Annotated in this window: 14 protein-coding genes; 4 read left to right on the top strand and 10 right to left on the bottom strand. The window is 66.3% G+C overall.

All coding sequences use genetic code 11. The features are described 5' to 3' along the window. Nucleotides 1-139: 139 nt before the first annotated feature. Nucleotides 140-640 (bottom strand): thiol peroxidase, encoded by a 501-nt coding sequence (tpx, locus tag AAHB08_RS11535; protein ID WP_025325781.1) that lies wholly within the window; start codon nucleotides 638-640, stop codon nucleotides 140-142. Nucleotides 641-863: 223 nt separating this feature from the next. Between tpx and AAHB08_RS11530 the strand changes: the two genes are divergently transcribed. Further along, a complete protein-coding gene (locus AAHB08_RS11530) occupies nucleotides 864-3260 on the top strand; it encodes a zinc/cadmium/mercury/lead-transporting ATPase (RefSeq protein ID WP_342058996.1) in 2397 nt (798 codons plus the stop codon). 197 nt (nucleotides 3261-3457) lie between these two features. Here AAHB08_RS11530 and pulA read toward each other — a convergent pair whose 3' ends face one another. Next, nucleotides 3458-7522 carry a pullulanase-type alpha-1,6-glucosidase gene (pulA, locus tag AAHB08_RS11525; RefSeq protein ID WP_342058995.1) on the bottom strand — a complete coding sequence of 1355 codons (4065 nt, stop codon included), beginning with the start codon at nucleotides 7520-7522 and terminating at the stop codon, nucleotides 3458-3460. A gap of 266 nt (nucleotides 7523-7788) precedes the next feature. Here pulA and AAHB08_RS11520 point away from each other — a divergent pair, with 266 nt between their 5' ends. Then, nucleotides 7789-8202, top strand: coding sequence for a hypothetical protein (locus AAHB08_RS11520; protein ID WP_319918065.1), 414 nt, complete (start codon nucleotides 7789-7791; stop codon nucleotides 8200-8202). A gap of 22 nt (nucleotides 8203-8224) precedes the next feature. Here AAHB08_RS11520 and dmeF read toward each other — a convergent pair whose 3' ends face one another. Further along, on the bottom strand, nucleotides 8225-9172 hold the full coding sequence (gene dmeF, locus AAHB08_RS11515) for a CDF family Co(II)/Ni(II) efflux transporter DmeF (protein WP_202047825.1): 948 nt from the start codon (nucleotides 9170-9172) through the stop codon (nucleotides 8225-8227). A gap of 71 nt (nucleotides 9173-9243) precedes the next feature. On the opposite strand from dmeF, the gene AAHB08_RS11510 reads away from it, so the two are divergent. Further along, entirely contained in the window at nucleotides 9244-9519 is a 276-nt protein-coding gene (locus AAHB08_RS11510) for a metal/formaldehyde-sensitive transcriptional repressor (protein ID WP_106884936.1), read from the top strand. Between the two features lie 28 nt (nucleotides 9520-9547). Here the strand turns inward: AAHB08_RS11510 and bcsC are convergent, their stop codons facing one another. Genes bcsC through bcsG form a run of 7 tightly spaced genes read right to left on the bottom strand, consistent with a single transcriptional unit; the run spans nucleotide 9548 to nucleotide 21404 of the window. Beyond that, entirely contained in the window at nucleotides 9548-12991 is a 3444-nt protein-coding gene (bcsC, locus tag AAHB08_RS11505) for a cellulose synthase complex outer membrane protein BcsC (RefSeq protein ID WP_342058994.1), read from the bottom strand. Further along, nucleotides 12976-14085, bottom strand: coding sequence for a cellulose synthase complex periplasmic endoglucanase BcsZ (gene bcsZ, locus AAHB08_RS11500; protein ID WP_342058993.1), 1110 nt, complete (start codon nucleotides 14083-14085; stop codon nucleotides 12976-12978). Before bcsZ ends, bcsC begins: the two co-directional genes overlap by 16 nt. Nucleotides 14086-14088: 3 nt before the next feature. After that, the gene (bcsB, locus tag AAHB08_RS11495; protein WP_342058992.1) at nucleotides 14089-16311 is read right to left on the bottom strand and encodes a cellulose biosynthesis cyclic di-GMP-binding regulatory protein BcsB; all 2223 of its coding nucleotides are present in this window, start codon (nucleotides 16309-16311) and stop codon (nucleotides 14089-14091) included. Then, entirely contained in the window at nucleotides 16311-18878 is a 2568-nt protein-coding gene (bcsA, locus tag AAHB08_RS11490; RefSeq protein WP_342058991.1) for a UDP-forming cellulose synthase catalytic subunit, read from the bottom strand. The genes bcsB and bcsA overlap by 1 nt, the downstream gene beginning before the upstream one ends. Then, the gene (bcsQ, locus tag AAHB08_RS11485; protein ID WP_342058990.1) at nucleotides 18872-19540 is read right to left on the bottom strand and encodes a cellulose biosynthesis protein BcsQ; all 669 of its coding nucleotides are present in this window, start codon (nucleotides 19538-19540) and stop codon (nucleotides 18872-18874) included. The genes bcsA and bcsQ overlap by 7 nt, the downstream gene beginning before the upstream one ends. After that, entirely contained in the window at nucleotides 19537-19737 is a 201-nt protein-coding gene (gene bcsR, locus AAHB08_RS11480; RefSeq protein ID WP_041998134.1) for a cellulose biosynthesis protein BcsR, read from the bottom strand. Before bcsR ends, bcsQ begins: the two co-directional genes overlap by 4 nt. 14 nt (nucleotides 19738-19751) lie before the next feature. After that, nucleotides 19752-21404, bottom strand: a complete 1653-nt coding sequence (gene bcsG, locus AAHB08_RS11475) for a cellulose biosynthesis protein BcsG (RefSeq protein ID WP_342058989.1) — start codon at nucleotides 21402-21404, stop codon at nucleotides 19752-19754. Between the two features lie 397 nt (nucleotides 21405-21801). Here bcsG and AAHB08_RS11470 point away from each other — a divergent pair, with 397 nt between their 5' ends. Further along, nucleotides 21802-22998, top strand: a complete 1197-nt coding sequence (locus tag AAHB08_RS11470) for an amino acid aminotransferase (protein ID WP_342058988.1) — start codon at nucleotides 21802-21804, stop codon at nucleotides 22996-22998. Nucleotides 22999-23051: the final 53 nt, after the last annotated feature.

Here is a 23051-nt window from a genome sequence, read left to right as displayed (position 1 = left end):
CCCATAAGTAAAAGGCCGGTGAGAAGAAGCAGGGGGATATGGGCCAGCGAGTCTGATCACCTCAACCTTGGGGGTCACTGCGCCCGCAATAAAAACGGCCTGCATCGGCAGGCCGTCGGCAATCAGTGCAAGACGAAACTTACAGGGCGGCCAGGGCGGCGGCGTAGTTCGGCTCGTCGGCGACTTCGGCCACCAGCTCGCTGTGCAGCACCTTGTCGTGCTCATCCAGCACCACGATGGCGCGGGCAGCCAGGCCTACCAGGGGGCCGGAGGAGAAGGCCACACCGTAGTCCTGCAGGAAGGAGACGCCACGCAGGGTGGAGAGGTTCACCACCTTGTCCAGACCCTCGGCGCCGCAGAAACGGGCCTGGGCGAACGGCAGATCCGCGGAGATGCACAGCACCACAGTGTTGTTCAGGGCGCTGGCCTGCTCGTTGAACTTGCGCACTGAGGTGGCGCAGGTCGGAGTGTCGACGCTCGGGAAGATGTTCAGGATCTTGCGCTTGCCGGCGAAGGTCGCCAGGGTCGCATCGGACAGATCGCCAGCAACCAGGGAGAAGGGCTTGGCCTGCTCGCCGGCAACGGGGAAGTGGCCGGAGACGGAGACGGGGTTGCCTTGCAGGGTGACGGTATTGCTCATGTTAGGTCCTTGATTATCGATGGGGGATCCAGGGTTCCCAGTATAGGCCCAGCGGCAGGGGACAAACACCCGCTAACAAGAGGGATTTGTTGCCACCCTGTCTCGTCCACCCCGCCGAGGCGGGAAAGAGAAGGGCTTGACCTTGGACTTAACACCAAGGTTTACACTGGGCTCAGACATAGGCGATCCCGCAGGGGCGGGATCCACTCAAGAGGGACTCATCATGAGCAAATCCTGCTGCAGCCATTCCCATGCCGCCCCCATCAAGGCCATCGGCAAGGCCGCCCCCCATCAACACGAGCACGGGCACGACAGCCACTGCTGCGACAAGGTCGCCTCTGCAAGTTGTTGCGCCAGCCCGGCGCCCCAGGATCACCAGGCGCACGGGGTCGACGAGGGGCCCGGGGATGAAGACCCCCCCAGGGGCCGTGACGCCGGAGCCAAGCCCTCTCATTCGCACGACCATGACCATCGCGCCCATGGAGCGGCGGCCGAGGGCCCCCTGCCCTCCCCGACCCGTGACAGTCGCCGCCACAGCTGGCAGGTGCTGGGGATGGATTGCCCCAGCTGCGCCCGCAAGATAGAGACGGCCGTCAACCGTGTCGAGGGTGTCACCCAGGCTCGCGTGCTGTTCGCCACCGAGAAGCTGGTGGTGGATCTCGCCCCCGGCCTCTCCCCCGACCCCGTCACCGCCGCCGTGCTGGCCGCAGGCTTCCGGCTCAAGGGCAACACTCAGGCGACAGAGCGCGATGACAAACGGCTCAGCCCCCTGATGACGCTCCTTGGCAAGTATTGGCAGCCCCTGTCGCTCGCCGCCCTGATGGGGGTGGCCGCCCTGCTGCCGACCCAGCTCGGCCAGCCGCTCTTTACCCTGGCGACACTCTGGGGGCTCTGGCCCGTCGCCCGCAAGGCCTGGGCATTGACCAGAAGCGGCTCCCCCTTCGCCATCGAGACCCTGATGACGGTGGCGGCGCTCGGCGCCCTCTTCCTCGGAGAGACCGCCGAGGCGGCCATGGTGCTGCTGCTCTTCATGCTGGGGGAACACCTGGAGGCCTATGCCGCCGGCCGTGCCCGTGCCGGGGTCACCGCCCTGATGGCCCTGGTGCCCGACCAGGCGCAGCGCATTCGTACCACAGCAGAAGGTGACGTACGGGAAGAGGTGGCCGCCGAGATGCTGCGCCCCGGCGACATCATCGAAATCGCCCCCGGTGCCCGTCTGCCCGCGGATGCCCGCCTGCTCGACCCCCTCGGCGCCTTTGACGAGAGCGCCCTGACCGGGGAGTCCATTCCGGTGGAGCGCCGTCAGGGGGACAAGGTGCCGGCCGGCAGTCTGGCGGCGGATCGGGTGTTGCGCCTCGAGGTGGTCTCCGAGCCCGGCAACAACGCCATCGACCGCATCCTGCACCTCATCGAGGAGGCCGAGAGCCAGCGCGCCCCCATAGAGCGCTTCATCGACCGCTTCAGCCGCTGGTACACCCCGGCCATGATGCTGGTCGCCCTGCTGGTGATGCTGGTGCCACCGCTGGCCTTCGGCCAGAGCTGGGACGAGTGGATCTATCGCGCCCTGGCGCTGCTGCTGATCGGCTGCCCCTGCGCTTTGGTGATCTCCACCCCGGCGGCGGTTACCTCGGCCCTGGCGGCGGCAACCCGGCAGGGGGCCCTGATCAAGGGCGGGGCGGCCCTGGAGCGGCTGGCCCATATAGACACAGTCGCGTTTGACAAGACAGGCACCCTGACCCTGGGCAAGCCGCAGCTGACCGAGCTGGTCAGCCTCAATGGCCGACCGGAAGCCGAACTGCTGGCCTTGGCCGCCGCCATAGAGCAGGGTTCCCACCACCCTCTGGCCCGCGCCGTGGTGGCTGCCGCGACCGAGCAGGGGCTGACCCTGGCCAACGCCCGGGATCTGCGCGCCCTCCCCGGCATGGGGGTGGAGGGGCGCATCGACGGCGCCCTCTGGCAGCTGCTGGCCCCGAGTCGGGTCTCCTCTGTGGACGAGGCGCTCGAGGCACAGATCGCCGCCCTGGAGCGCCAGGGCAAGACGGTGATCCTGCTCTGCCGGATGGGAGAGACGCCCAGTGCCCTGCTGGCGCTGCGGGATCAGATCCGGCCGGACGCGGCTGCGGCACTGCAAGAGCTCAACCAGCTCGGACTGCAGAGCATCATGCTGACCGGGGACAACCCCCGTGCCGCCGAGGCGATTGCCAACGAACTCGGCATGGGCTGGCGCGCCGGCCTGCTGCCGGAAGGCAAGGTGGAGGAGATAAGCCTGCTCGCCAGCAGCCGCAAGGTGGCCATGATAGGGGATGGCATCAACGACGCCCCCGCCATGAAGCGGGCCAGCATCGGCATCGCCATGGGGGGCGGCACCGACGTGGCGCTGGAGACAGCCGACGCGGCCCTGACCCACAACCAGCTCGGCGGGGTTGCCGCCATGATCCGGCTCTCCCGCGCCGCGCTCGCCAACATCCACCAGAATATCGCCCTGGCATTGGGACTGAAGGCCATCTTCCTGGTCACCAGCCTGCTCGGCATCACGGGTCTGTGGATAGCCGTGCTGGCGGACACCGGCGCCACCGCCCTGGTCACCGCCAACGCCCTGCGCCTGCTGCGCAAGCGCTAGGCCGGCAGTCAACCGCACAGCCAACAGCCGTCCCCAGTGGGACGGCTTTTTATTGCCCGTCCCCCAGCGGTGACAAAGAAAAAGCGCGGCTGCCGGTCGGCAGTCGCGCTTTGCTTACTCTCTCGGCTTATCCCACCCTTGGCGAGGTGGAATTCAACCCAGGGCTGCCGAGTCAGTCCCGGGCTCGATAGGAAGGCTTACTTGGCGCTGCACTCCTGGACTATGACGGTGCCCACCTCGCCCGAGGCCTTGGTCGGATCGACCTTGACCAGGAAGCTCCACAGACCCTGGGGCAGGGTCATGCTGTTGTTGCCCATGCCGCCATCGCCGTGCTGCAGCGGATAGGACTGCTCTGGCTCCAGGGCAATCAGGGTACCACCAGCATCCTTGACGAAGAACTGCTTGCTCCAGTTGCCGTCATCGTTGGCAAACTTGAAGTCAAAGCTGCCCGCGTAGTTGAAGGCGGCCTGATAGATGGCGAGGTTGCCCTCCATCCCCTTGTAGCTCAACTGGTAAGCCGGTTGCGCGTTCCAGTCGCTCAGGCTGCCGCGAACATAGAGCGGGAAGCCCAGCGGGTTGCCCGCCACCGTATCCAGCACCTTGCAGCTCTGCACCGGCTCGGTGTAGCTGACGCTCAGGGTGGGCTTCTCCTTGTTCATGGCGGTGAAGACGAACTTGTAGGTACCGGCCTTGGCCAGATCCAGCCCGATATTGCCGGTATCCCCCCCCTTGCAAAGGGTCAGCGGCGTGCCCACCACCAGCTTGTCACCGGCGTTGCAGCTGCCGTAGTTGACCGGCCCCCAGCTGGCGTCGGCGATCTTCACTTCCGTCGTGCCCAGCTTGTCGGTTGCCACTTCGGTGGTGAACTCGTACATGAAGTTGCTGGTGAAGCTCATCGGGTTCGCTTCGCCCCACTCCCCGAGGAAGCCTTTCAGATAGACCGCAGTGTCACCGAAGGGAGGCAATGTGCTCAGATCCGTCTTCTTGCCTACCGGCAGGCCCGCGCCCTGGGCGCCACTCTGCGGCTTGACGAAGACGGCGGCAGACCAGGCTCCCAGCGTCAGCTGGCCGTTGTCGTAGGCGGCGCCACTGGCGATGCTGTCGACCCCGCGATGTTTCCCGCTCAGCACCATGCCGGAGAGATCGATGGGCTGATCGTCGCCGTCACGGAAGTCGCCGATGCTCTGGGGGGCATTGGTGGCGTTGATCATCACCACCAGGCCGTCGATGGCGGGATCCAGATCCGCACCGGCCTTGCTGCCATCATCCACGCTCATCACGATAAGGCCCGGGATCTGCTCAGGCCCGGTGTTGCGGAAGTCGACCCGCTTGATCACCTCGGACCCGCTGCCAAGACGCAGCAGACGGGAGGATTGACGCAGCTCGGAGAGCTCCTGGTAGAAGCTCACCATCTGCGCCATCTCGGCCGAGCCCGGCTTGGCGTGCTGGTCGAGCACCTGCTCGATCAGCGCGTAGTTGGCCTCGTCCTTGTCCTTGCGCGGCAAGCCCTTGTCGAAGTTGTTGTCCCCCAGGCTGTAGTCGACGCGGTTATACCAGTCACCGGAGTCGTAGCTGTCCCGCTCCATGGACTTGGAGCGCAGCAGTTCGACCCCGGCGTGGGTGAAGGGGATCCCCTGCCCCAGCATGGCGGTGGCCAGCGACACCCCCTGCATCCGCACCAGATCGGCCCCTGCTGGCGCCTTGTAGACCAGGTTGTCGAACAGGGTCTGGTTGTCGTGCTTGTCGACGTAGTTCTGCACTTCGGTCGGATCCTGGGCATAGCCCGCCGGTTGACCGTTGTAGTCGATGTCGGACCCCTTCTTCGGCACGCCGTCCTTGTCGGTCAGCACGAACTCCTTGAGGTTGCCCGCCATGCCGAGACGCACCAGGTCGGACTGATGCAGGGCGGTGGCGAGATCGACGCCGTCCACCTCGTTGACATCCACGAAGGCGCCGTTACCGAAGCCCTGGGTCTTGCGGATGGCGTCGCCGCCGTCGAACGGGCTGCCGCCGCGCACCGCATCCCGCAGCCGGTCGGAGAAGGAGCCGATGCCGGTGCCGGCCAGGTGCTTCTGGGTCGCCTGCACGAAGCGCTTGTCGTCCTGCACTTCGCCGAAGTTCCACCCCTCGCCGTAGAAGTACATGTCCGGATTGACCTTCTTCACCTCGGCCAGGGCCTGCACCATCTGATCTTTCGGGTGGTGACCCATGAGATCGAAGCGGAAGGCATCGATCTTGTAGTCCCGCGCCCAGGTGACCAGGGAGTCATCCATCAGCTTGGCGAACATGGCGTGTTCCGGCGCCGTGTTGGAGCAGCAGGTGGAGTTCTCCACCGAGCCGGTCTCCGGATTGAGGCGCTGGTAGTACCAGGGCACTATCTTGTCGAGCACGGATTTGGGGCCGAGACCCGCCTCGTTGGTGTGGTTGTAGACCACGTCCATCACCACGTTCATGCCGATGTTCTGCTTGATGGCCTTGACCATCTCGCGGAACTCCTTGATCCGGACCGTCCCCTCCGCATTGGTGGCGTAGGAGCCTTCCGGCGCTGTGTAGTGGTAGGGGTCATAGCCCCAGTTGAAGGAGTCGACGCCGCGCAGATAGCCGTACAGCTCCTGCACCACCGGGTTCTCCCTGCTGTCGCTGGCCTGCAGATCTTCCAGCACGGACGCTATGGTCTGGCCGCCGCCGCAGTGGCTGGCAAACCTGGAGTTCTTGACCTCGGCATTGACCTCGCACAGCTTGCTGAAGTCATCGCTTATGTTGGCCACCTTGGCCGGATCCTCGTTGACGGTGGCGATGTCGAACACCGGCAGCAGGTGCAGGTGGCTGACGCCGCTCTTGGCCAGGGATTTCAGGTGGGTGACGGGGACGCTGTCCGTGTCGGTCAGCCCCAGGAACTTGCCGCGGTGCTCGGCCGGGGTGGAGTCGTCGTTGCCGGTCAGATCCCGGACATGGGCCTCATAGATGGTGATGTCGGCGGGATTGGCCTGGCTGTGGGGGGCCTTGAGGCTGTCCCAGCCCTCGGGTTTGAGGGCAGGATCATCGAGATCCACCACCTGACTGAACTCGGAGTTCATGGCCAGGCTCAGGGAGTAGGGATCGGTCACCTGGTAGGATTCCAGCTTGCGACTGACCGGATGATAGACCTCGACGGCATAGCGATAGTACTTGCCCACCAGGTCGCTGCCCCCCTGCAGGCTCCAGCTGCCGCTGGCCTCGTCCTGTGTCATGGCGCGCTCGCCGAGGGAGTTGTGCTGCTCGTCGAAGAGCGCCAGCTTGACCGATCTGGCGGTCGGGGCCCAGAGCCGGAAGGTGACGTTGCCCCCCTCCACCACGGCGCCGTAGGCCAGCTTGGTGGCAGCCTCGGCGTAGAGGGCATCGAGGGCCCCGGCGCTCTGCACCAGGGTGGCCCCCTGCAGGATGCCGTCCGCATCGGTGCCGATGGCCACCAGCTCCCCCTTGAGCAGGGGCTTGAGATCTTTACCGGCGGGCAGGGCGAAGGCGGCGGCATCCTTGAGGTGCGGGTACTTGGCCTGCTGCTCGGCACTGAGGCTGGCCGGGGTCAACTTGAGGTAGGGGAAATCGAATACCCCGTCGGCGTTGGCGGTGATGGTGCCGGACTCTGTGTAGTAGAGGCGCACATAGGGCTTGTCCTTGCCCCCTTGCCAGATCAGGGTGTTGCCGTCGATCAGGTGGGCACTGGCCCCCGCCACGCCGAAGGCGGCGGTGAAGGCCTCGGCCCGGCTGCCGAAGATCTCGTTCTTGCCCGCGACTATGGCCACGGTGCGATCCGGGTGATCGCTGAAGACCACCTTCATGTCGCTGCCGGTCAGGTTCGCCAGATCGCCGTTGCGGGCGATGAAGTTGATGCAGCCCTCCATCTTGGCGAGCGGCACCACCCAGGCCGGGCCGAAGCTGTCCGCCGCCGCCGGGGTCTTGCTGGCGTCATCCCAGCCTGTGTTGAGTCCGCCCTCCGACGTTGCGCCGCAGGCGTCGTTGTTCCACAGGTGCAGGCTGTGGCTGGCGAAGGGACCAGTGATCCCGCGCGCCGCGCTGCTCTGGGTATCCACCAGGGCGACCACGGCCTGGTCGGGGCCGGCCACCAGCAGCTCGGCCGGGGGCTGGACATTGGGAAGGCGCGCGACGGGCTCATCCTGGGGGGTGGGAGGGGTGGAGGGTGAAGAACTGTTGTCGTTACAGCCTGACAAAAGCGCGAGCAGTGAGGCTGTTACCAGCGCCACCTTGGTCTTTTTCATATCCATTTTTTTATAATTCCCGCTGTAGTTGGTCTCGATACTCGAGGTACCCGGTCGTAGCCGAGCGATGCCATATTAATCAGCGGAGATTGTTGTAAATGTGAGCGACCGGGCAAAAAAAACCAACCCGATTCAACAAGATAACGTTTTCATAACGAAAATTGGATCGCGCTCACAGACTCGCCCCCGCTTTGGGCCCATACCAGCAAAGAGAGGGGTTCATGCCGGAAAAATCAATTTCCGATCAAATGGATAGCAAGGAGCCATGGCCTATGAAACGGATCGAGGAGCAGGCAAAGCGGCTGGATCAGGAGTATCAGGGAATTGCCCAGCTGTTCCACCAGTTCTGCCAGCAGGCCGGGGGACTCGCCGAGCAGTATCACTTCTTCAGCTGGCCCGATTATGAAGAGACGCCGCCCCTCTGCCGGGCCTTCACCCTGCTGGGCGAGCCCCGCGAGCTGCGGCTGCGCTGTCAGCCCGGTGAGCGGGGAACCCTGGTCGGCATCATCCAGATCCTGGATGACGAAGGAGAGACCCACGCCAGCCTCGGCTTTCGCGCCGACGGCCACCTGCTGCTGGAACCCGGTCGACTGCTGGATGACCCCCCGGGGTTGCTGCTCAAGCTGATGCTGGGCTCCCTCTGGCAGGATCAGGCCAAGGGGGAACACGAGCGCCCGCCACACTGAGGCCGGGCCCCGGGGCCCGGCCTCATCCCTGCGCTATCTCTATGGTCAGATGCACCAGCTCCTCGTGGATGGCGAGGCGCTCGCGGATCGCCTGTGCCGGTATGGGAACCGCCATTCGCAGGGAGAGCACGGCCGCATACTGCACCTGCCCCACCCGCCAGACGTGCAGATCGCGGATCTCGGCGTCAGGCAGCTCGGCTATCACCTCGCGGATCTCCGCCACCAGGGGGGCGTCCATCTCCGCATCCAGCAATACCCGCCCCGTGTCCCGCAGCAACCCCCGGGCCCAGACCGCCACCAGCACGGCCCCCACTATGCCCATCAGGGGATCCAGCCAGTCGGCGCCCCACAGCATGCCCCCCACCAGCGCCAGGATGGCCAGCACAGAGGTCGCCGCATCCGCCAGCACATGGAGGTAGGCGGCACGCAGGTTGAGATCCTGATGGCCGTGGTGGTGATCATGCGAGTGCTCGTGGTCGTGATGACCGTGATGATGGTCGTGACCATGGTGATGGCCGTGATCGTCCTTGAGCAGCCAGGCGCAGGCCAGGTTCACCAGCAGGCCGACAGTGGCGATGCCGATCGCCTGCTGATAATGGATAGGGCTGGGATCCAGCAGCCGGGCCACCGACTCGAACAGCATCAGGCCCGCCACCCCCACCAGCAGCAGGGCGCTGCTGAAGCCCCCCAGCACCTCTATCTTCCAGGTGCCGAAGCTGAATCTGTGATCCCGGGCGAAGTGGCGGGCGGCGCGATAGGCCACGACGGAGAGACCGAGGGCCAGGGCATGGGAGCTCATGTGCCAACCATCCGCCAGCAGCGCCATGGAGTTGTAGAACCAGCCGCCACCTATCTCCGCTACCATCATGACGAGGGTGAGCAGCACGGCCCAGCGGGTCTTCTGTTCCGCCAGCGGATTCCCTTCATGAACGACGGGTTGCTGGCAGTGGGATGAGGCGAGGGATGACATGGATTTCTCCTGAGAGCGACAATGCAATATACTATACCCCAGTATAGTTTTATCGCGCGAGAGGATCCTGCATGTCACACACGGTTCACGACAAGAAGAAGCTGCTGGCCAGGGTCAGACGCATCAAGGGGCAGACCGGTGCCCTGGAGAGTGCCCTGGAGCAGGAGACCGACTGCGCCGCCATCCTGCAGCAGATTGCCGCCATCCGCGGCGCCGTCAACGGCCTGATGCTGGAGGTGCTGGAAGGCCATATGCGCGAGCACCTGGGAGCGCCGGAGGCGACCCCGGCCGAGCGGCTGGAGGATCTGGATCAGGTGGTGAGGGTGCTGCGCTCCTACCTGAAATGAGTGCGCCCGGGCAAGCCGGGCGCAGGAGTCAGTCGAAGTCCGCGTAGGGGGTCAACGGCCTTGGCGGCATGTCGAGATCCCCCTGCCAGGGCTTGAAGGTGTAGCGCAGGAAGAGGGTGGCATGGCTGGGGGCATAGTCATCCGCCTGCTGGATGTCGATCCGCCCGCCGATGCGCCAGTGCTCGGTCAGGCGGTGCTCCACCACGGCATTCAGGGTATAGCCGAAGCCGCTGCTGCTGCCCCCCTGCACCGGCTCGTTCCTGTCCGGCAAACCGGCGGGCAGCAGGCCTTCCAGGGGGTAGCGGCGGCTGTCCTCGGTGCGGGAGCGGGACCAGGATCCCGAGCCTCCCAGCTCCCATGACCAGTCGGGGGTGCGCTGCCGGTAGCTGACCGGCACCGAGATCGAGAAGTACCCTTGCGGGCTGTAATAGCCCCCCTGACCCAGGGTATAGCCGCTCAAGTCCTGCTGGTAATGCCACAGCATGCTGCTCAGCCCCACGCTGGCCCGGCGGTTCGTCTCGTTGATGAGCTTGTAGTAGCCCCCTCCCATGAGTCGGGTGCGCCAGTTGTCCGGCACGTTCTTGCCCGTCAGCAGGTGTTGCTGGGCGCTGCCCCAGAAGCCGACGGCGCCCCCGAGATCATGACTGAGATCGAGGCGAACCCCGTTCGCCCGCACCCCGCCCCAGCTGATGCCGGTCCCCGGATCCACAGTGCCCGCATAGGAGAGCAGCGAGCTGCTGACGGGCCGCCGGGAGAGGGTGAGCCCCCACCCCAGCTCGCGCCAGTCTCCCGTCACCGTCGCGCCGCCGACCCAGTCCACCACCTCGAAGCCGAGGGGCGTGGTGCCGAGATCGAAGGCCCAGGCCCCCTTGTGCCAGCCCGCCGCCAGCGTGGTGCCCCGGCTCTGCTGGTGCTCCCCTCCCCGGCAGTCGCGGGCGGCGCAGGTGCCGAACTCCTCCCAATAGGGGGAGGCCGGCAGCTGGCCCGCATCCATGTCCACCAGCTCGAGGCGACCAAAGGCGGTGCCGCCGGCCAGGGGGGTGTCCAGTTGCATCATCTGGGTCAGGGCCCGCAGATCGGAGACGCCGCCGGTGCCGCTGGATCCCCAGTAGTCACTGTCGAGGGAGACTGTGGTCTGGCTCTGCCGATAGTGACTGTCCAGATCCCCGCGCAGCCCGGAGGCCAGCCACTCCTCGCCGTCGCGGCTGCGGGCGAGCGCGGTCAGGGCGCCCCCATCCAGATCCTCCCCGGGGGCCAGGCCCGCCGCCACCAGTCCCTTGCGATCCCGCACCAGGGCGCCCTCGGCGTCGCCATTGGCGAAACGCTGACGGGCGGCGTCCCGCCAGAACAGGGCCGTCTGCTGGGAGGCGGGTTGCGTCGACACCAGGGGCTCGTAGCCGCTGAAGATGGCCCGGGCCGTCTCCCCCTCCCCCAGCGCCTGATAGAGGTTTGCCACCCGGCGGTAGTAGTTGAACTCCTCCGGGGGCAAGGGGCTGACCGGCCAGGCTGGCAGCCAGTGGCGAGCCTCTGCCGGATCGCCCCTGGTCTGCGCCAGTTCGGCCATGCCGAGCCTGGCCTCGGGGTGCTGGGGGGCGTGCGCCAGCACAGCGCGGTAATGGCGCTCGGCCCCGGCGACGTCCCCGCGCTCCGCGGCCCATTCGGCTAGCATCAGGGTCACCTCGTCATCGGGCTGCAACGGCTGCAGCAGGCGTTCGGCGCCCGCCTCATCCCCCTGCTGGTGCAATTGCCTGGCGTTGGCCAGCAGCTCGCCACGGGCGAGGCGGCGATCCAGCGCCTGCATGTCCGCCGACCAGCGCGCGGCCGGCACCTCGGCCAGCACGGCGCGGGCCTGGGGCGACTGATCCTGCCCCGACAGGTAGAGGGCAGTGGCGTAGCGCAGGCTGTCGTTCTGTGGCTGCGCCGCCAACCGCCCCCGCAGCAGCCGCTCCCCGCCTGCAACATCCCCGAGTCGGGCCTGGGTGGTGGCCACCCGGTAGGCCAGCCAGACATCATCCGGCATCAGCCGCAGCGCCTCCTGGCGCTGGGCCAGGGCCTGGGGCAGCTTGCCGGCCTGGTCGAGCTGATCGGCCTGCTCCTGCAACAGCTCGGCCTTGAGCCGCTTGCCCTCGGCCTGCATGGCCGGGGTGCCGTGCCGATCCAGCAGGGCCAGTGCCCGCGCCGGATCCTGCCCCTTGTAGAGATCGAACAGCCGGGCCAGGGCCCGATCACGGGCTCCCGGCATGGCGAAGGCCTTCTGATAGGCAAGCTCGGCCTCGCCGTCGCGATGACGGCCCCGCTCGCTGTCCCCCAATCCGAGCCAGGCCTCCGGTTCCTTGCCATCCAGGGCGATGGCGCTGCGATAGCGGGTCGCCGCCACCTCCCATTGCTGCTGCTCCAGGGCCTGGGAGCCCTGGTTGACCAGCAGCCAGTAGCGGTTGGTGGCCAGCAGGCTGGCCCACTTGTCCTTGTCGGTCACATCGGGATGGCGCAGCACCCGCTCGAACTGGGCGATGGCGAGCGCGCGCTGATCGTGGCGGGAATAGGCCTGACCCAGGGCCCCCATGAGTTCGGGATCCCCGGGATTGGCGGCGAGGGCCCGCTGCAGCTCGGCGATGGAGGCTCCGCCGCTGGCGGTACGGGCCAGTGCCAGCTGTCGGGAGCGATAGGCAGGAGAGGCCCACTGCGCCTCCTGGGTGGCGAGCAGCGCCTCGGCCTTGTCGGCCTCCATCTCGGTACCGAAGAGGGCTATGTATTGCTTCAACTCGTCGATGCTCCGGGGCCCGACCGGCATGGCCTCGATGTCCGCCAGCCAGATCTCCGCCGCCTCCCCGCGGCTGTTGTCATCCTTCGCCATCTCCCGCAGCAGCCCCAGGGCCTGCTGGCGCCGACCGTCGGCCAGGTAGTGGCGGGCCAGCCCGCTGCGCACCCGTGGCTCACCCGGATATTGCCGGTTCAGGCTCTCCAGCGAGGCCATGCCCTTCGCCTTCATGGCGGGCATGCGCATCTGCAGCAGGGCATACTCCACCGCCACGTCGAGATTCGGGGGCAGATCCCCCATAAACAGGGAGCGATAGAGGCGCTCGGCCTCCTCCAGCCGGCCGGCATTGGTCAGCAGCCGCGCCTGTTGCAGTTGCTGGCGCTGGGCCGAGTCGCTCAGGGCGAGATTGGCCATGCCCTGGCGGTAAATCGGGGAGTCCGGCGCCAGCTTGCCGAGCCGGGCCAGCAGCACCTTCGCCTCCCTGGTCTTGCCCTGACGCAGGGCCTGACGCGCCTGGGCCGCCAGCAACTCCGGGTGATTGGGCTCCACCAGGGAGAGGGAGTAGAGGCTGTTGCTGACGAGATCCTCACGCCCGCTTGCCTCCCCTATCCTGACCTGTTCGAGCAGCCAGTCCACCGGCTGCACGGCCCCCAGCGCCAAGTTGCCGCTCATCAGGCAGGCGAGCAGGCAAGCCAGGGTCAATCTGCTTGGCATGACTCGCTCCAGCCTGGCTGCAGGGTTCCGTCCGCGGCGAAGCGATAGCGGCCCTGATCCCAGCCTGCGCCAAACAGGGTCAGGACGCTGCCGTAATAGGCGTCGGCCTGCTCGCCATGCTGTTTCACCTGCTCACGCAGGCTGGCCAGCATCGGCTGCCCTTGGGAGAGGGGCAACAGGGCGGCGGCAAAGCCGACCGGTCCCCGTCCCTGGGTCTGGCCACTCTGGGTGTCGACCCGCTCGGGGACGGCGCCAAGGGCCGCCGTGCTCTCCAGCATGGGGGCGAAGTGCGCCACCAGGGGCCCCTTGGCGGGATCCTCGTCGTTCAGCATGCCGAGCCAGAGGTAGACGCGGATGGCGTCGTAGCTGCCCTGGGGCCCCTTGTCGGCCGTCACCTGCCACCCCTTCTCCCCCTGCCAGTCCACCCAGTCGGGGGCAAAACCACGGGGGGCGCTCTCCTGCAGCAGCCTCGGCAGTTGTGCGCGCATCTCGCGCCAGGGCCCCTGCTGCGCCGCGAAACGGGCCAGCAGCTGGGGCGGCAGGTAGCTCGGGTTCAGGGTCCAGCGCCCCTCCCCCGTATAGCCGTGGGCGCCGGGCAGCAGCACGGGACCCAGACCGGGGACGGTGGCGACCTCTTCCCGGGCGATGCGCCGCAGCAGCAGGGTGCCGATGGACTCGTAGCTGTGGTTGTCCCACAGGCGCCCCGCCTCGAGCAGGCTGTAGGCTATCCAGAGATCCGAGTCGGACGCACTGTTCTCATCCAGCACGCCCCAGCTGCCATCCTCCTTCTGGCCCCACAGCCAGGATGGCAGGAAGCCGGTCAGATCCCCCCGGGCGAGCCGCCGCTCGGTCCAGTCGAGCAGGCGGGCGAAGGTCTCCCTGTCGTTGTTGACCAGGGCGAAGAAGAGGCCGTAGCTCTGACCCTCGGAGGTAGTGATCCACCGACCGTCGGCCGGGTCTATGACCCTCCCCTCCTCGCTGATGTAGTGCTGGCGAAAATGCTGCCACGCCGGCCAGTCACAGGCCGCCAGGGCAGGCAGGGTACACAGGGCCCAGAGCAGCAGGGCACCACAGGCTTTTTTCATCTGAGTCATCTCTTAATCTTCCTTCAGGCGGCTACGGCTGGCACCGGCCAGCAGCACCCGCAGGCCCCAGCCCAGCACCAGCATGCAGAGCAGCGTCAGTCCGGCGAGGCGCAGCGGGTACTCGGCAAACAGCTGCCAGACTCGCTCCCACCAGGGCAGATAGCCCACCTCATAACGCTCCCCGACCTCCAGGCTCTTCACCCCGGACTCCCGGATGATGGCCACAGAGCCCGCGACCTGGCCGCGCAGGGTGGCGTTTTGCAGGGTGTCGTTGAGCAGCCTGACCCCCGCCGGACCGTCGGCCAGCAGGGCCACCAGGCTGCGCTGCTCGTGGGTCGGCGACTGCAGGCCCAGGATGACGGCGATGGCGCGGTTGCCCGTCATGCCGACCCTGGCCTGGGGCTGGCGATCGGCCATGCTGTGCAGCAGATCCCCCTGATGCTGGCGGGTCGGCTCGTTGACCCAGCTGCGGGTGGCCTGCAGCAGGGCGTCTGGCGCCAGATCCCCCTGAAACTCCTCGGGCAGGGTGCCGATGAGCAGGGTATCCAGATCGGCGGTGCGGGCCTGCGCCCAGTCATCCAGGACTCGCAGGGAGAGGGCCGGATAACCGGTCTCGGCCCCGATGGCTCCCACCGCATCGAGCAATGTGGTGATCTGCGCCGGGTGCGCCCTGGCGGGCATGATCACCTGGCTGTCGGCAAGATCCGCCATCCGGCTGAAGGGGAAGCCCGCATAGGCGAACGCCTTGAGGTTCGGCATCTCGATGAAGTGGCGATAGCCGCTGAAGTCGATGGTGGAGCCCTCGTCGATGCGCACCTGATGGGCGGGGGGCAGCACCAGATCGCAGCGACCGTTCTCATTGCCCCCCTTCATCTCCCTGGCATATTCAAACGAGAAGCTCAGGCTGTTGGACTGGGTAGTCTTGAGCCCGGGCATGCGCAGCACAGTGGCGTCGTCATCGGCGGCGAACCAGAGCGGCAGGGTGAGCAACTGCTCGCTCTTGGCCTCACCCGGCTCGAGCGGGAACGACTTCATGAACTGGCCGTTGACCGCCACGTCCAGGCGGGAGCCATCCCGCTGGATCGGTGCCGTGTTGTGGTACTTAAGATCCGCCTTGATGCCGTTGGCGCCCAGCAGATAGAGATCCGGCGGCAGCCGCAGCGTCAGGCTCATGGGCCAGAGCCGGCTGCCCGTCGCCTGCAGCTGGCCCGGATAGTCCGTCAGCTCGTCGAACCGCATCTTGCGATCGAGCCGCACCCAGTTGGGGGCATCATAAGGCTGGCGCGGGGCCAGGGGTTTCACCTCGTCCACCAGCACGCTCTGGCCGCGCAGCAGCACCTCCCCCTGAGCCAGCCCCTTGGCCGCGGTCAGCAGATCCTGCTGATCCCGTCCCAGGATCAGCAGCAGCTTCACATAGGGGTTGTCCGGGGAGCTGATCATGTCGATGGTGGGCCCCTTCACCTTGGGGTAGTCGACCAGGAAGTCGGGACGGGCGTCGTTGGTGGCGAAGATAACTCCGTTGCGATCCGGCAGCTGGTTGATGAGCACCGGGAAGTGCTGGCCCCGCCACTGGGCCTTGGTGCCGAACCAGGAGGCCAGCACGGCCGCCGCCTGCTGTTGCAGGAGCGGCACTGTGCCGCTGAACACCATGGGCAGGATCAGCTTGCCATTGTCCCGCACGTCGAGGAACGGCATGGGGAAGAAGGAGAGCTCGTTGCGCACCGGCAGGGTCTGCAGTTGCAGGCTCAGCTTGCTGTCCCGGTTGACGTTGAGCCACAGGGTATCGCTCGCCGGGTTCTCGCACACCTTCTGGTAGTGGCCGACGAAGCTCACCTTGATCCGGTTGAAGTCCTTGGCGTAGCGCGGATCCAGCTCGATGCGGGCATGGGTACGCTCCCCCATCTGCTCCTTGGTGAGGGCGGTGACCCCCATCAGCTCGTCATTGAGGTAGACCTTGATCTGGGAGAGCAGCGGCAGCAAGGAGGGGGACGGGGTGAAGTCGAGATCCAGGCTGGCCCGGGTGACCACCTCGTCCCGCCGCACCGTGAAGTCCGCCTGACCGTCAGGGGCATTGCCACGCAGGGAGAGAGTGCCCGGAGAGGAGGACATCTGTTCGAAACTCAGGTCCTGACTGCGCACCGGCGCGGGCACCGGTGGCAAGGGGCCGCTGGCCTCGGCGGCCAGCGCACTCTGCGTCATCAGCAGGAGAGGGATAAGGTAGCGTTGTGGTTTCATCATCCTTTCACTGTCTGTGTGGTCGGAGCCCCGGACCGGAAATCCGGCGAGACGCGACGAGGAACGAAAGAGAGCAGCCAGCGAGCCAGCTTCTCAAGCAGGATACAAACAAAGCCGATGGGTGAGGTGCGCGCCAGGCGCCAGTAGGCTCCCCAGCCAAGCAGCGTGATGTCGAGCAGGCTGTGGAGCGGGCGATCCTTGCCGAGGCGCTGCTGCCACAGGGACCAGGTGTCGGCCCGGGCGAAGGTGCACTGGATGAAGGCGATGTGCTGGGCCTGCTCCATGGGCTCCAGCTCCAGCCCCAGCTTGCGGCCGAACACCCGCTGCACCTTGGCGGCGAAGGCCTGCTCCCGCTGGCCGTGGCGCAGCAGCAGCCAGACCCTCTCCTTGTCGGCCAGGGGCAGGGCGTCCTCGAGCAGGACGCCGACCCCGCCATTGGAGTAGTCCTTGACGGTGCAGGGATAGAGGTGGCCGTTGGCCAGCTTGATGGCCGCCGGCATCACCATCTCTACCCTGGGGTTGGTGCGCACCTGACGCGACTCGAACGCCACCGCCAGCGCCCCGCCCAGTATGGTCATGTTGTAGAGGGTCCACAGCATGCTGAGGATCAGGGTCAGCACCTCGTCGGCCGGGCCGGTGCAGATGCGCCAGATGCCGAAGCCCAGCCCGCACAGGTTGAGCAGGATCAGGATCAGATAGGGCCTGGAGACCGACAGATCCAGATACACCTCCTCCGTCATGCCCCCCTTGGCGGTGACGTTGAACTTGCCCTTGTGGGGGGCAAACAGCGCCACCGTGGTCGGCCTGGCTATGTACCAGGCCAGCACCGTCTCGTAGACCTCGCCCCAGAAGGAGTGGCGCACCTTGCCCTGCAACCGGGAGTTGGTCAGGGCGCTGTGGAAGATGTGCGGCAGCATGTAGAGGGCGATGGCCGCCGCCGGGGCATAGATGATGTAGGCGTGTAGGATCAGGAAGGCGAGTGGCGCCGTCAGGAAGATGAGGCGCGGTATGCCCGACAGGAAGTGCAGCATGGCGTTGAAGTAGCAGAGCCGCTGCCCCAGATTGAGCCCCTTGCCAAACAGGGGGTTGTCCAGGCGCAGGATCTGCACCATGCCGCGCGCCCAGCGGATGCGCTGCCCTATGTGGGCGGAGAGGCTCTCGGTGGCCAGCCCCGCCGCCAGGGGAATGCGGATATAGGCGGAGGTGTAGCCAAGGCGGTGCAGCCGCAATGAGGTGTGGGCATCCTCGGTGACCGTCTCCACCGCGATGCCGCCGATCTCGTCCAGGGCAGAGCGCTTGATGACGGCGCAGGAGCCGCAGAAGAAGCTGGCGTCCCACATGTCGTTGCCATCCTGCACCAGGCCGTAGAACAGCGCCCCCTCGTTCGGCATCTTGCGAAACCGCTGCAGGTTATGCTCGAACGGATCGGCGGAGAAGAAGTGATGGGGAGTCTGCACCACCCCCAGCCTGGGATCCCGGTAGAACCAGCCCACCGTCATCTGCAAGAAGGAGCGGGTCGGCAGGTGATCGCAGTCGAAGATGGCGACCAGATCCCCGCTCGCCTGCCTGAGCGCGTAGTTGATGTTACCGGCCTTGGCGTGCTCGTGGGTCGGCCGCGCCACATAGCGGATCCCCGCCTCTTCGGCGAAGGCGCGAAACGATGCTCTGTCCCCGTCATCGAGCAGCCAGACGGTCAGCTTGTCGGCGGGCCAGTCGAGGGCCAGGGCCGCGTAGACTGTGCCCTTGACGATGGCGAGGTCCTCGTTGTAGGTGGGGATCATCAGATCCACGCTGGGCCACTGTGCCGGGTCCGCCGGCAAGGGCGCCGGGGGGCGATTCAGCGGCCAGGCCGTCTGCCAGTAGCCGAGCAACAGCACTATCCAGGCATAGGTCTCGGCGGCCAGCAGCAAGAGGCCGCAGGTGAGGCTGACGGGATCGAACCAGTCCAGGGTGGAGGTGTAGCGCCACCAGATGTAGCGGCAGGAGACGGTGAGGGAGAGCACCATCATCATCAGCATGGGGTAGCGGCCCGGCACGGCGCGCAGGATGAAGGCCATCCCCATCAGCATGATGACGAACACCAGCTGGGCCTCGAGGGTGAATGGCTGGGTGATGCAGAGCAGGGAGAGGGTGCCGGCCACCGCGCACAGCAGCACGCTCTTCCAGCGCGCCTCCCTGGGGGTGGCCCTGGCCGCCGCCAGCCCCTTCTCTTCCTGCCGGATCAGGAAGCGGCCGAGGGCCTGGGTGCCCCACTGCCAGGCGCGCTGCCAGGAGGCGGGCCAGCGCAGGGGAATCGGCCTGGGACGGCGCACTATGATCCAGAGACTCTGCAACAGGATGCGCAGGGGATCCCCGACCCGGGGCCGGGCCAGCTGGGGATAGAGCCCCTCTGCATGGCTCAGCACCCACTGCCAGCCATGGCGCTCCAGGGGGAACAGGGTCCAGGCCAGCAGCCACACCAGGGTCAGACCGGCGGATCCCAGCCGGGAGCCGCCCTGGCGGCGCAGCCCCTGGTAACGCTGGGAGCACCAGAGGCTCGCCGTCGGCGTCAACAGCCGGGCTAGCATGGGTCGTCGCCCCCGGCGCCCAGACACCAGCTGGCCAGGGAGGCCAGCTCGTGGGCGATCAGGCTGGTGGGGGCATAGCGGCCCACCGGCTGCTTGGCGGCCATGGCTTCGGCCATCGCCTCGTCCCGGTGCAGCCGCAGGCCGAGCAGGGGCAGGCCGGCCGCCTGCCAGAGATCCAGCAGATCCTGCTGCAGGGCCCGGCGGCTGCTGAACTGGGTCACCAGCAATCGCTCCCCGGCCGCCCAGGCATGGCGATGGAGTCGCACATGGCAGTTGGCATCGGCATTGACTATGGTCAGCAGCCGGCAAGGGCGCGCGGGAACCGGCCCCACGGGCAGATCCAGCAGCACCAGATCATAACCGTCGAGGGCCTGCAGCCACGCCCCTGCGGATGCCCCCGGCTGGCCGCCATGGGGCAACAGATCCAGCCCCTCCTCATAGTGATAGAGTGCCGAGCGCCACTCCCGCGCCGGATCCGCCAGCCGGCTCCAGCCCCTGGCATCGGCATGGGGCAACCCCAGATGGATGCCAAGCAGGTTGTCATGGCACAAATCCACCGCCAGCACCCGGGCCCCCTGCTCCCGGGCCGCCAGCGCCAGGCCGGCGACGAGGGAGCTGGTGCCCACGCCGCCACGGATCCCTTGCAGGGCAACGCAATTCATTCAGGCCCCCTCATCTCCAGCTCCGCCAGCAGGGGGAAGCGCTCGCGCAAGGCGACGAGCCGCTCCCTGAAGGCGATGTCCTGATAGGAGAGGCTCACGCCGAAGGCCTGCTGCACCATGGCCACATCGCTCATCATGCCGCCTTCGACCGGCACACCGAAGGGGGTGGGCGTCACGGGTCGCCGTTCACTCTGCATCTCAGCCTCCGGTGTCATAGGGGATAGGGAACCCAGTCCCCCTCCCCCAGCTTGATGTGGTACTTGCCCTGATATTCGAGCACGACCGAGCCCTGGTTCTCCGAGACCGCAGGGGTCTCGGGCAACTCCTTGAGCAGCCCGTCCCAATCTATGGTGGCACTGCCGAAGGTGTTGCCGCCGACCAGGCGCGAGATGAGCTCAGAGATGGCCAGGAAGCTGCTGGGTGTGTCTATGGCCTTGGTCGCTTCATGGCCGCCCTTGGCACCGATCAGGGCAACCCCGACCGGCACCTGGGTGATGCTGGGACTGGGGATGTCGCGCAGACCGGCCATCTGCATCTTGTCGCCGGCGATGGCCGCCCCGTGCTCGGGCACCAGGATCACCGCCACCTTGCGACCAGACTGCTCCAGCGAGGTGAGGAACTGATCCAGTTGATCGAGCAGGGTCTGCAGTCGCGCCTTGTAGGGGGCAATCTGGCGGGTGGCCGCGTAGCGGTTGCCGTCGTGCAGGGCGATGAGGTTGAAGAAGGTCACATTGCGTTCGGCCTTGCTCTTCTGCCGCTCACTCAGCCAGCGGGTGAACAGGGCATCATCCCGATAGATGGGCTCCCCATCGAAGGAGGCGAGATCGTGGGGCATTCCCTCCTTGCTCATGAGGGGGACATCCAGGCTGGCATACTGCTGCAGATCCTTGAGGTAGTTGCCGAATGCCCCCGAGTGATCCATGGCGACCTGCTTCTCAAACCCGAGCTGGGCCAGGTTGTCGAACAGCAGGCACTGGCTGGGCGCTGTCGTGTAGAGCCCCTGGTGGCTGGTCTGTCCGCAACTGGCCCGCAGCAGCCGGATGGAGCTCGGGCCGCTGTAGGAGGTGGCCGAGTTGAAGTGCTTGAACATCAGGTCCAGGTGGCGACCTATGGGGTGAGCCATCAGATCGCTGGCCGTCACGTCGCTCCAGGCCAGGGAGCAGATGTTGATGATGAGCACGTCGAAGGGGGCCGCATCCGCTGGCAACTGCTGCGGGAAATCCACGACCCTGTCCCGCTCCTGCGCATAGAAGCTATCGAGGTAGGCATTGAGATTCTGGTTGGTCGGCGGCGCGCTCTGATCCAGCTGCTCCGCCATGGATACCTGCTTGTCCTCAGGCTCGGCCGCCGGCTCGCGGCCCTTGTCGGTGCTGACGACCCGGGTTGCCTGGGAAGCAAAGGGATCCCCCAGCAGGGGCGAGAGCCACAGCCAGAGCAGGGCCAGCAGGATCCAGGGGGTGAAGCGCAGCCACTGGGCGATGAACAGATAGAGGGTCAGCATCACGAAGCCGGCGCCGACCATCTCCCAGTTGATGAAGCGGCCGAACAGCTCAAGCCAGTAATCCAGGGTAAAGGAGAAGACCTGCGCCCCCTGGGCGCGAATGCTCTCCATGCCCGGCAGCCAGGTGTCGTGATAGAAGATCCCCACCCCGACAGGCAGTGCCAGCCAGTGCCGGATGCGCCGCAGCCCAGCCCGGGGCAGAGGGAAGATCAGGAAGGCGGCAAACACCAGATTGATCAGGGGATGGAAATTGAGGTAGCCCGCCCAGAGCAGGGCAAACTTGGCAAGGAAATAGATATTCCAGCCACCCAGGCCGTGCCAGTCCAGCCAGGGGGAAGAGGCATTAGAAACGTGTCGAGTCATCGGCGATGGGTCACCCGTTATGGTGGGGCCCCGCAACGGGACCCAGGCACACTGCAATGTGTTGTCAGAAAATTCTCGGTTTATTATGCAACTGATCACTTGTCTCAGGTGGCCCTGCATGAGCTCCTGGCAACCGGGTGACTCTCATGATTGAGTGCCATATGCACGACAATGTTATCCAAGTGACACTATAAAAGGCATCCTCAGCGGCCAAAATGGGGGGGATTAATGTCATGGCTGGCAGATTCTGCAGGAACCACGCCGCCCGCTTGCTACGACAACAGCTGTCATCCTTGCCGCCATGCCGAACAACTTGAGGCCACTTCCAGATTACGCCATGATAACGGCCCCGGCCCAGAGCCGGCGAAAATTGGACAGTCAACTTCAAGGACCCCCCATGTTTGAACACGTCGATGCCTATGCTGGCGACCCCATACTCACGCTCGTCGAGACCTTCCACAAAGACACCCGCGAGCAGAAGGTGAACCTGGGGATCGGCCTCTATTACGACGAGCAGGGCCGCATTCCGCTGCTGCCCTCGGTGCAGCAGGCCGAAGCCCAGCGCGCAGCCGCGCCGGCGCCGCGCCCCTATCAGCCGATGGAAGGGGCCGCCAACTACCGCACCGCGGTACAGCACCTGCTGTTTGGCGCCGATCACGAGGCGGTCAAGGCGGGTCGCATCGCCACCATCCAGACCATAGGCGGCTCCGGCGCCCTGAAGATCGGCGCCGATCTGCTCAAGCGCTACTTCCCGACCTCCGAGGTGTGGGTCAGCAATCCGACCTGGGACAACCACAAGGCCATGTTCGAGGGGGCCGGCATCAAGGTGCACGACTACCCCTACTACGACGCGGCCACCGGCGGCGTGCAGTTCGACGCCATGATCGACTGCCTCGGCACCCTGCCGGCGAAAAGCATAGTGCTGCTGCACCCCTGCTGTCACAACCCGACCGGGGTGGATCTCTCCCGCGCCCAGTGGGACCGGGTGATCGCCCTGGTGGTCGAGAAGAACCTGATCCCCTTCATGGACATCGCCTATCAGGGCTTCGGCGACGGGCTGGAAGAGGATGCCTACGCCATCCGCGCCATGGTGGCCGCCGGTGTCAGCTTCTTCGTCAGCAACTCCTTCTCCAAGAACCTCTCCTTCTACGGCGAGCGCTGTGGCGGCCTGTCGGTCATCTGCCAGGATGCCGAAGAGGCGAGCCGGGTGCTGGGCCAGATGAAGGCCACGGTGCGCCGCAACTACTCCAGCCCCCCCACTCACGGTGGCCAGGTAGCCGCGGCCGTGATGAGCCAGCCCGAGCTGCACGCCCTCTGGGTCGGCGAGGTGACCGAGATGCGCACCCGCATCAAGGCCATGCGCCAGAAGTTGTTCGAGGTGCTGAGCGCCAAGGTGCCGGGCCGCGATTTCGGCTACTTCATCAGCCAGCGCGGCATGTTCAGCTACACCGGCTTCACGCCGGAGCAGGTGGATCGCCTGCGCGAAGAGTTCGCCGTCTATCTGGTGCGCTCCGGCCGCATGTGCGTGGCGGGCCTCAACAGCCGCAACGTCGACTACGTGGCGGACGCCATGGCCGCCGTGCTCAAGGGCTGATCCCCGCAAGCCCCGCTCAGGCGGGGCTTTTTGTTTGCTCCGGCTGGAAGGGC

The sequence above is a fragment of the Aeromonas sp. OTU364 genome (assembly GCF_038440395.1).
Classification (GTDB): Bacteria; Pseudomonadota; Gammaproteobacteria; order Enterobacterales; family Aeromonadaceae; genus Aeromonas.
The sequence above is the reverse complement of the archived record's forward strand: the minus strand, read 5'-3'. Positions and strand labels throughout refer to the sequence as shown.

Bases quoted from the DNA above. Each gene is read 5' to 3' on its own strand.
- AAHB08_RS11530 (WP_342058996.1), top strand. From the start codon at position 864: ATGAGCAAATCCTGCTGCAGCCATTCCCATGCCGCCCCCATCAAGGCC.
- AAHB08_RS11520 (WP_319918065.1), top strand. From the start codon at position 7,789: ATGAAACGGATCGAGGAGCAGGCAAAGCGGCTGGATCAGGAGTATCAG.
- tpx (WP_025325781.1), bottom strand. From the start codon at position 640: ATGAGCAATACCGTCACCCTGCAAGGCAACCCCGTCTCCGTCTCCGGC.
- bcsQ (WP_342058990.1), bottom strand. From the start codon at position 19,540: ATGAATTGCGTTGCCCTGCAAGGGATCCGTGGCGGCGTGGGCACCAGC.
- AAHB08_RS11510 (WP_106884936.1), top strand. From the start codon at position 9,244: ATGTCACACACGGTTCACGACAAGAAGAAGCTGCTGGCCAGGGTCAGA.
- dmeF (WP_202047825.1), bottom strand. From the start codon at position 9,172: ATGTCATCCCTCGCCTCATCCCACTGCCAGCAACCCGTCGTTCATGAA.
- bcsZ (WP_342058993.1), bottom strand. From the start codon at position 14,085: ATGACTCAGATGAAAAAAGCCTGTGGTGCCCTGCTGCTCTGGGCCCTG.
- bcsG (WP_342058989.1), bottom strand. From the start codon at position 21,404: ATGACTCGACACGTTTCTAATGCCTCTTCCCCCTGGCTGGACTGGCAC.
- AAHB08_RS11470 (WP_342058988.1), top strand. From the start codon at position 21,802: ATGTTTGAACACGTCGATGCCTATGCTGGCGACCCCATACTCACGCTC.
- bcsC (WP_342058994.1), bottom strand. From the start codon at position 12,991: ATGCCAAGCAGATTGACCCTGGCTTGCCTGCTCGCCTGCCTGATGAGC.
- bcsR (WP_041998134.1), bottom strand. From the start codon at position 19,737: ATGCAGAGTGAACGGCGACCCGTGACGCCCACCCCCTTCGGTGTGCCG.
- pulA (WP_342058995.1), bottom strand. From the start codon at position 7,522: ATGGATATGAAAAAGACCAAGGTGGCGCTGGTAACAGCCTCACTGCTC.
- bcsA (WP_342058991.1), bottom strand. From the start codon at position 18,878: ATGCTAGCCCGGCTGTTGACGCCGACGGCGAGCCTCTGGTGCTCCCAG.
- bcsB (WP_342058992.1), bottom strand. From the start codon at position 16,311: ATGAAACCACAACGCTACCTTATCCCTCTCCTGCTGATGACGCAGAGT.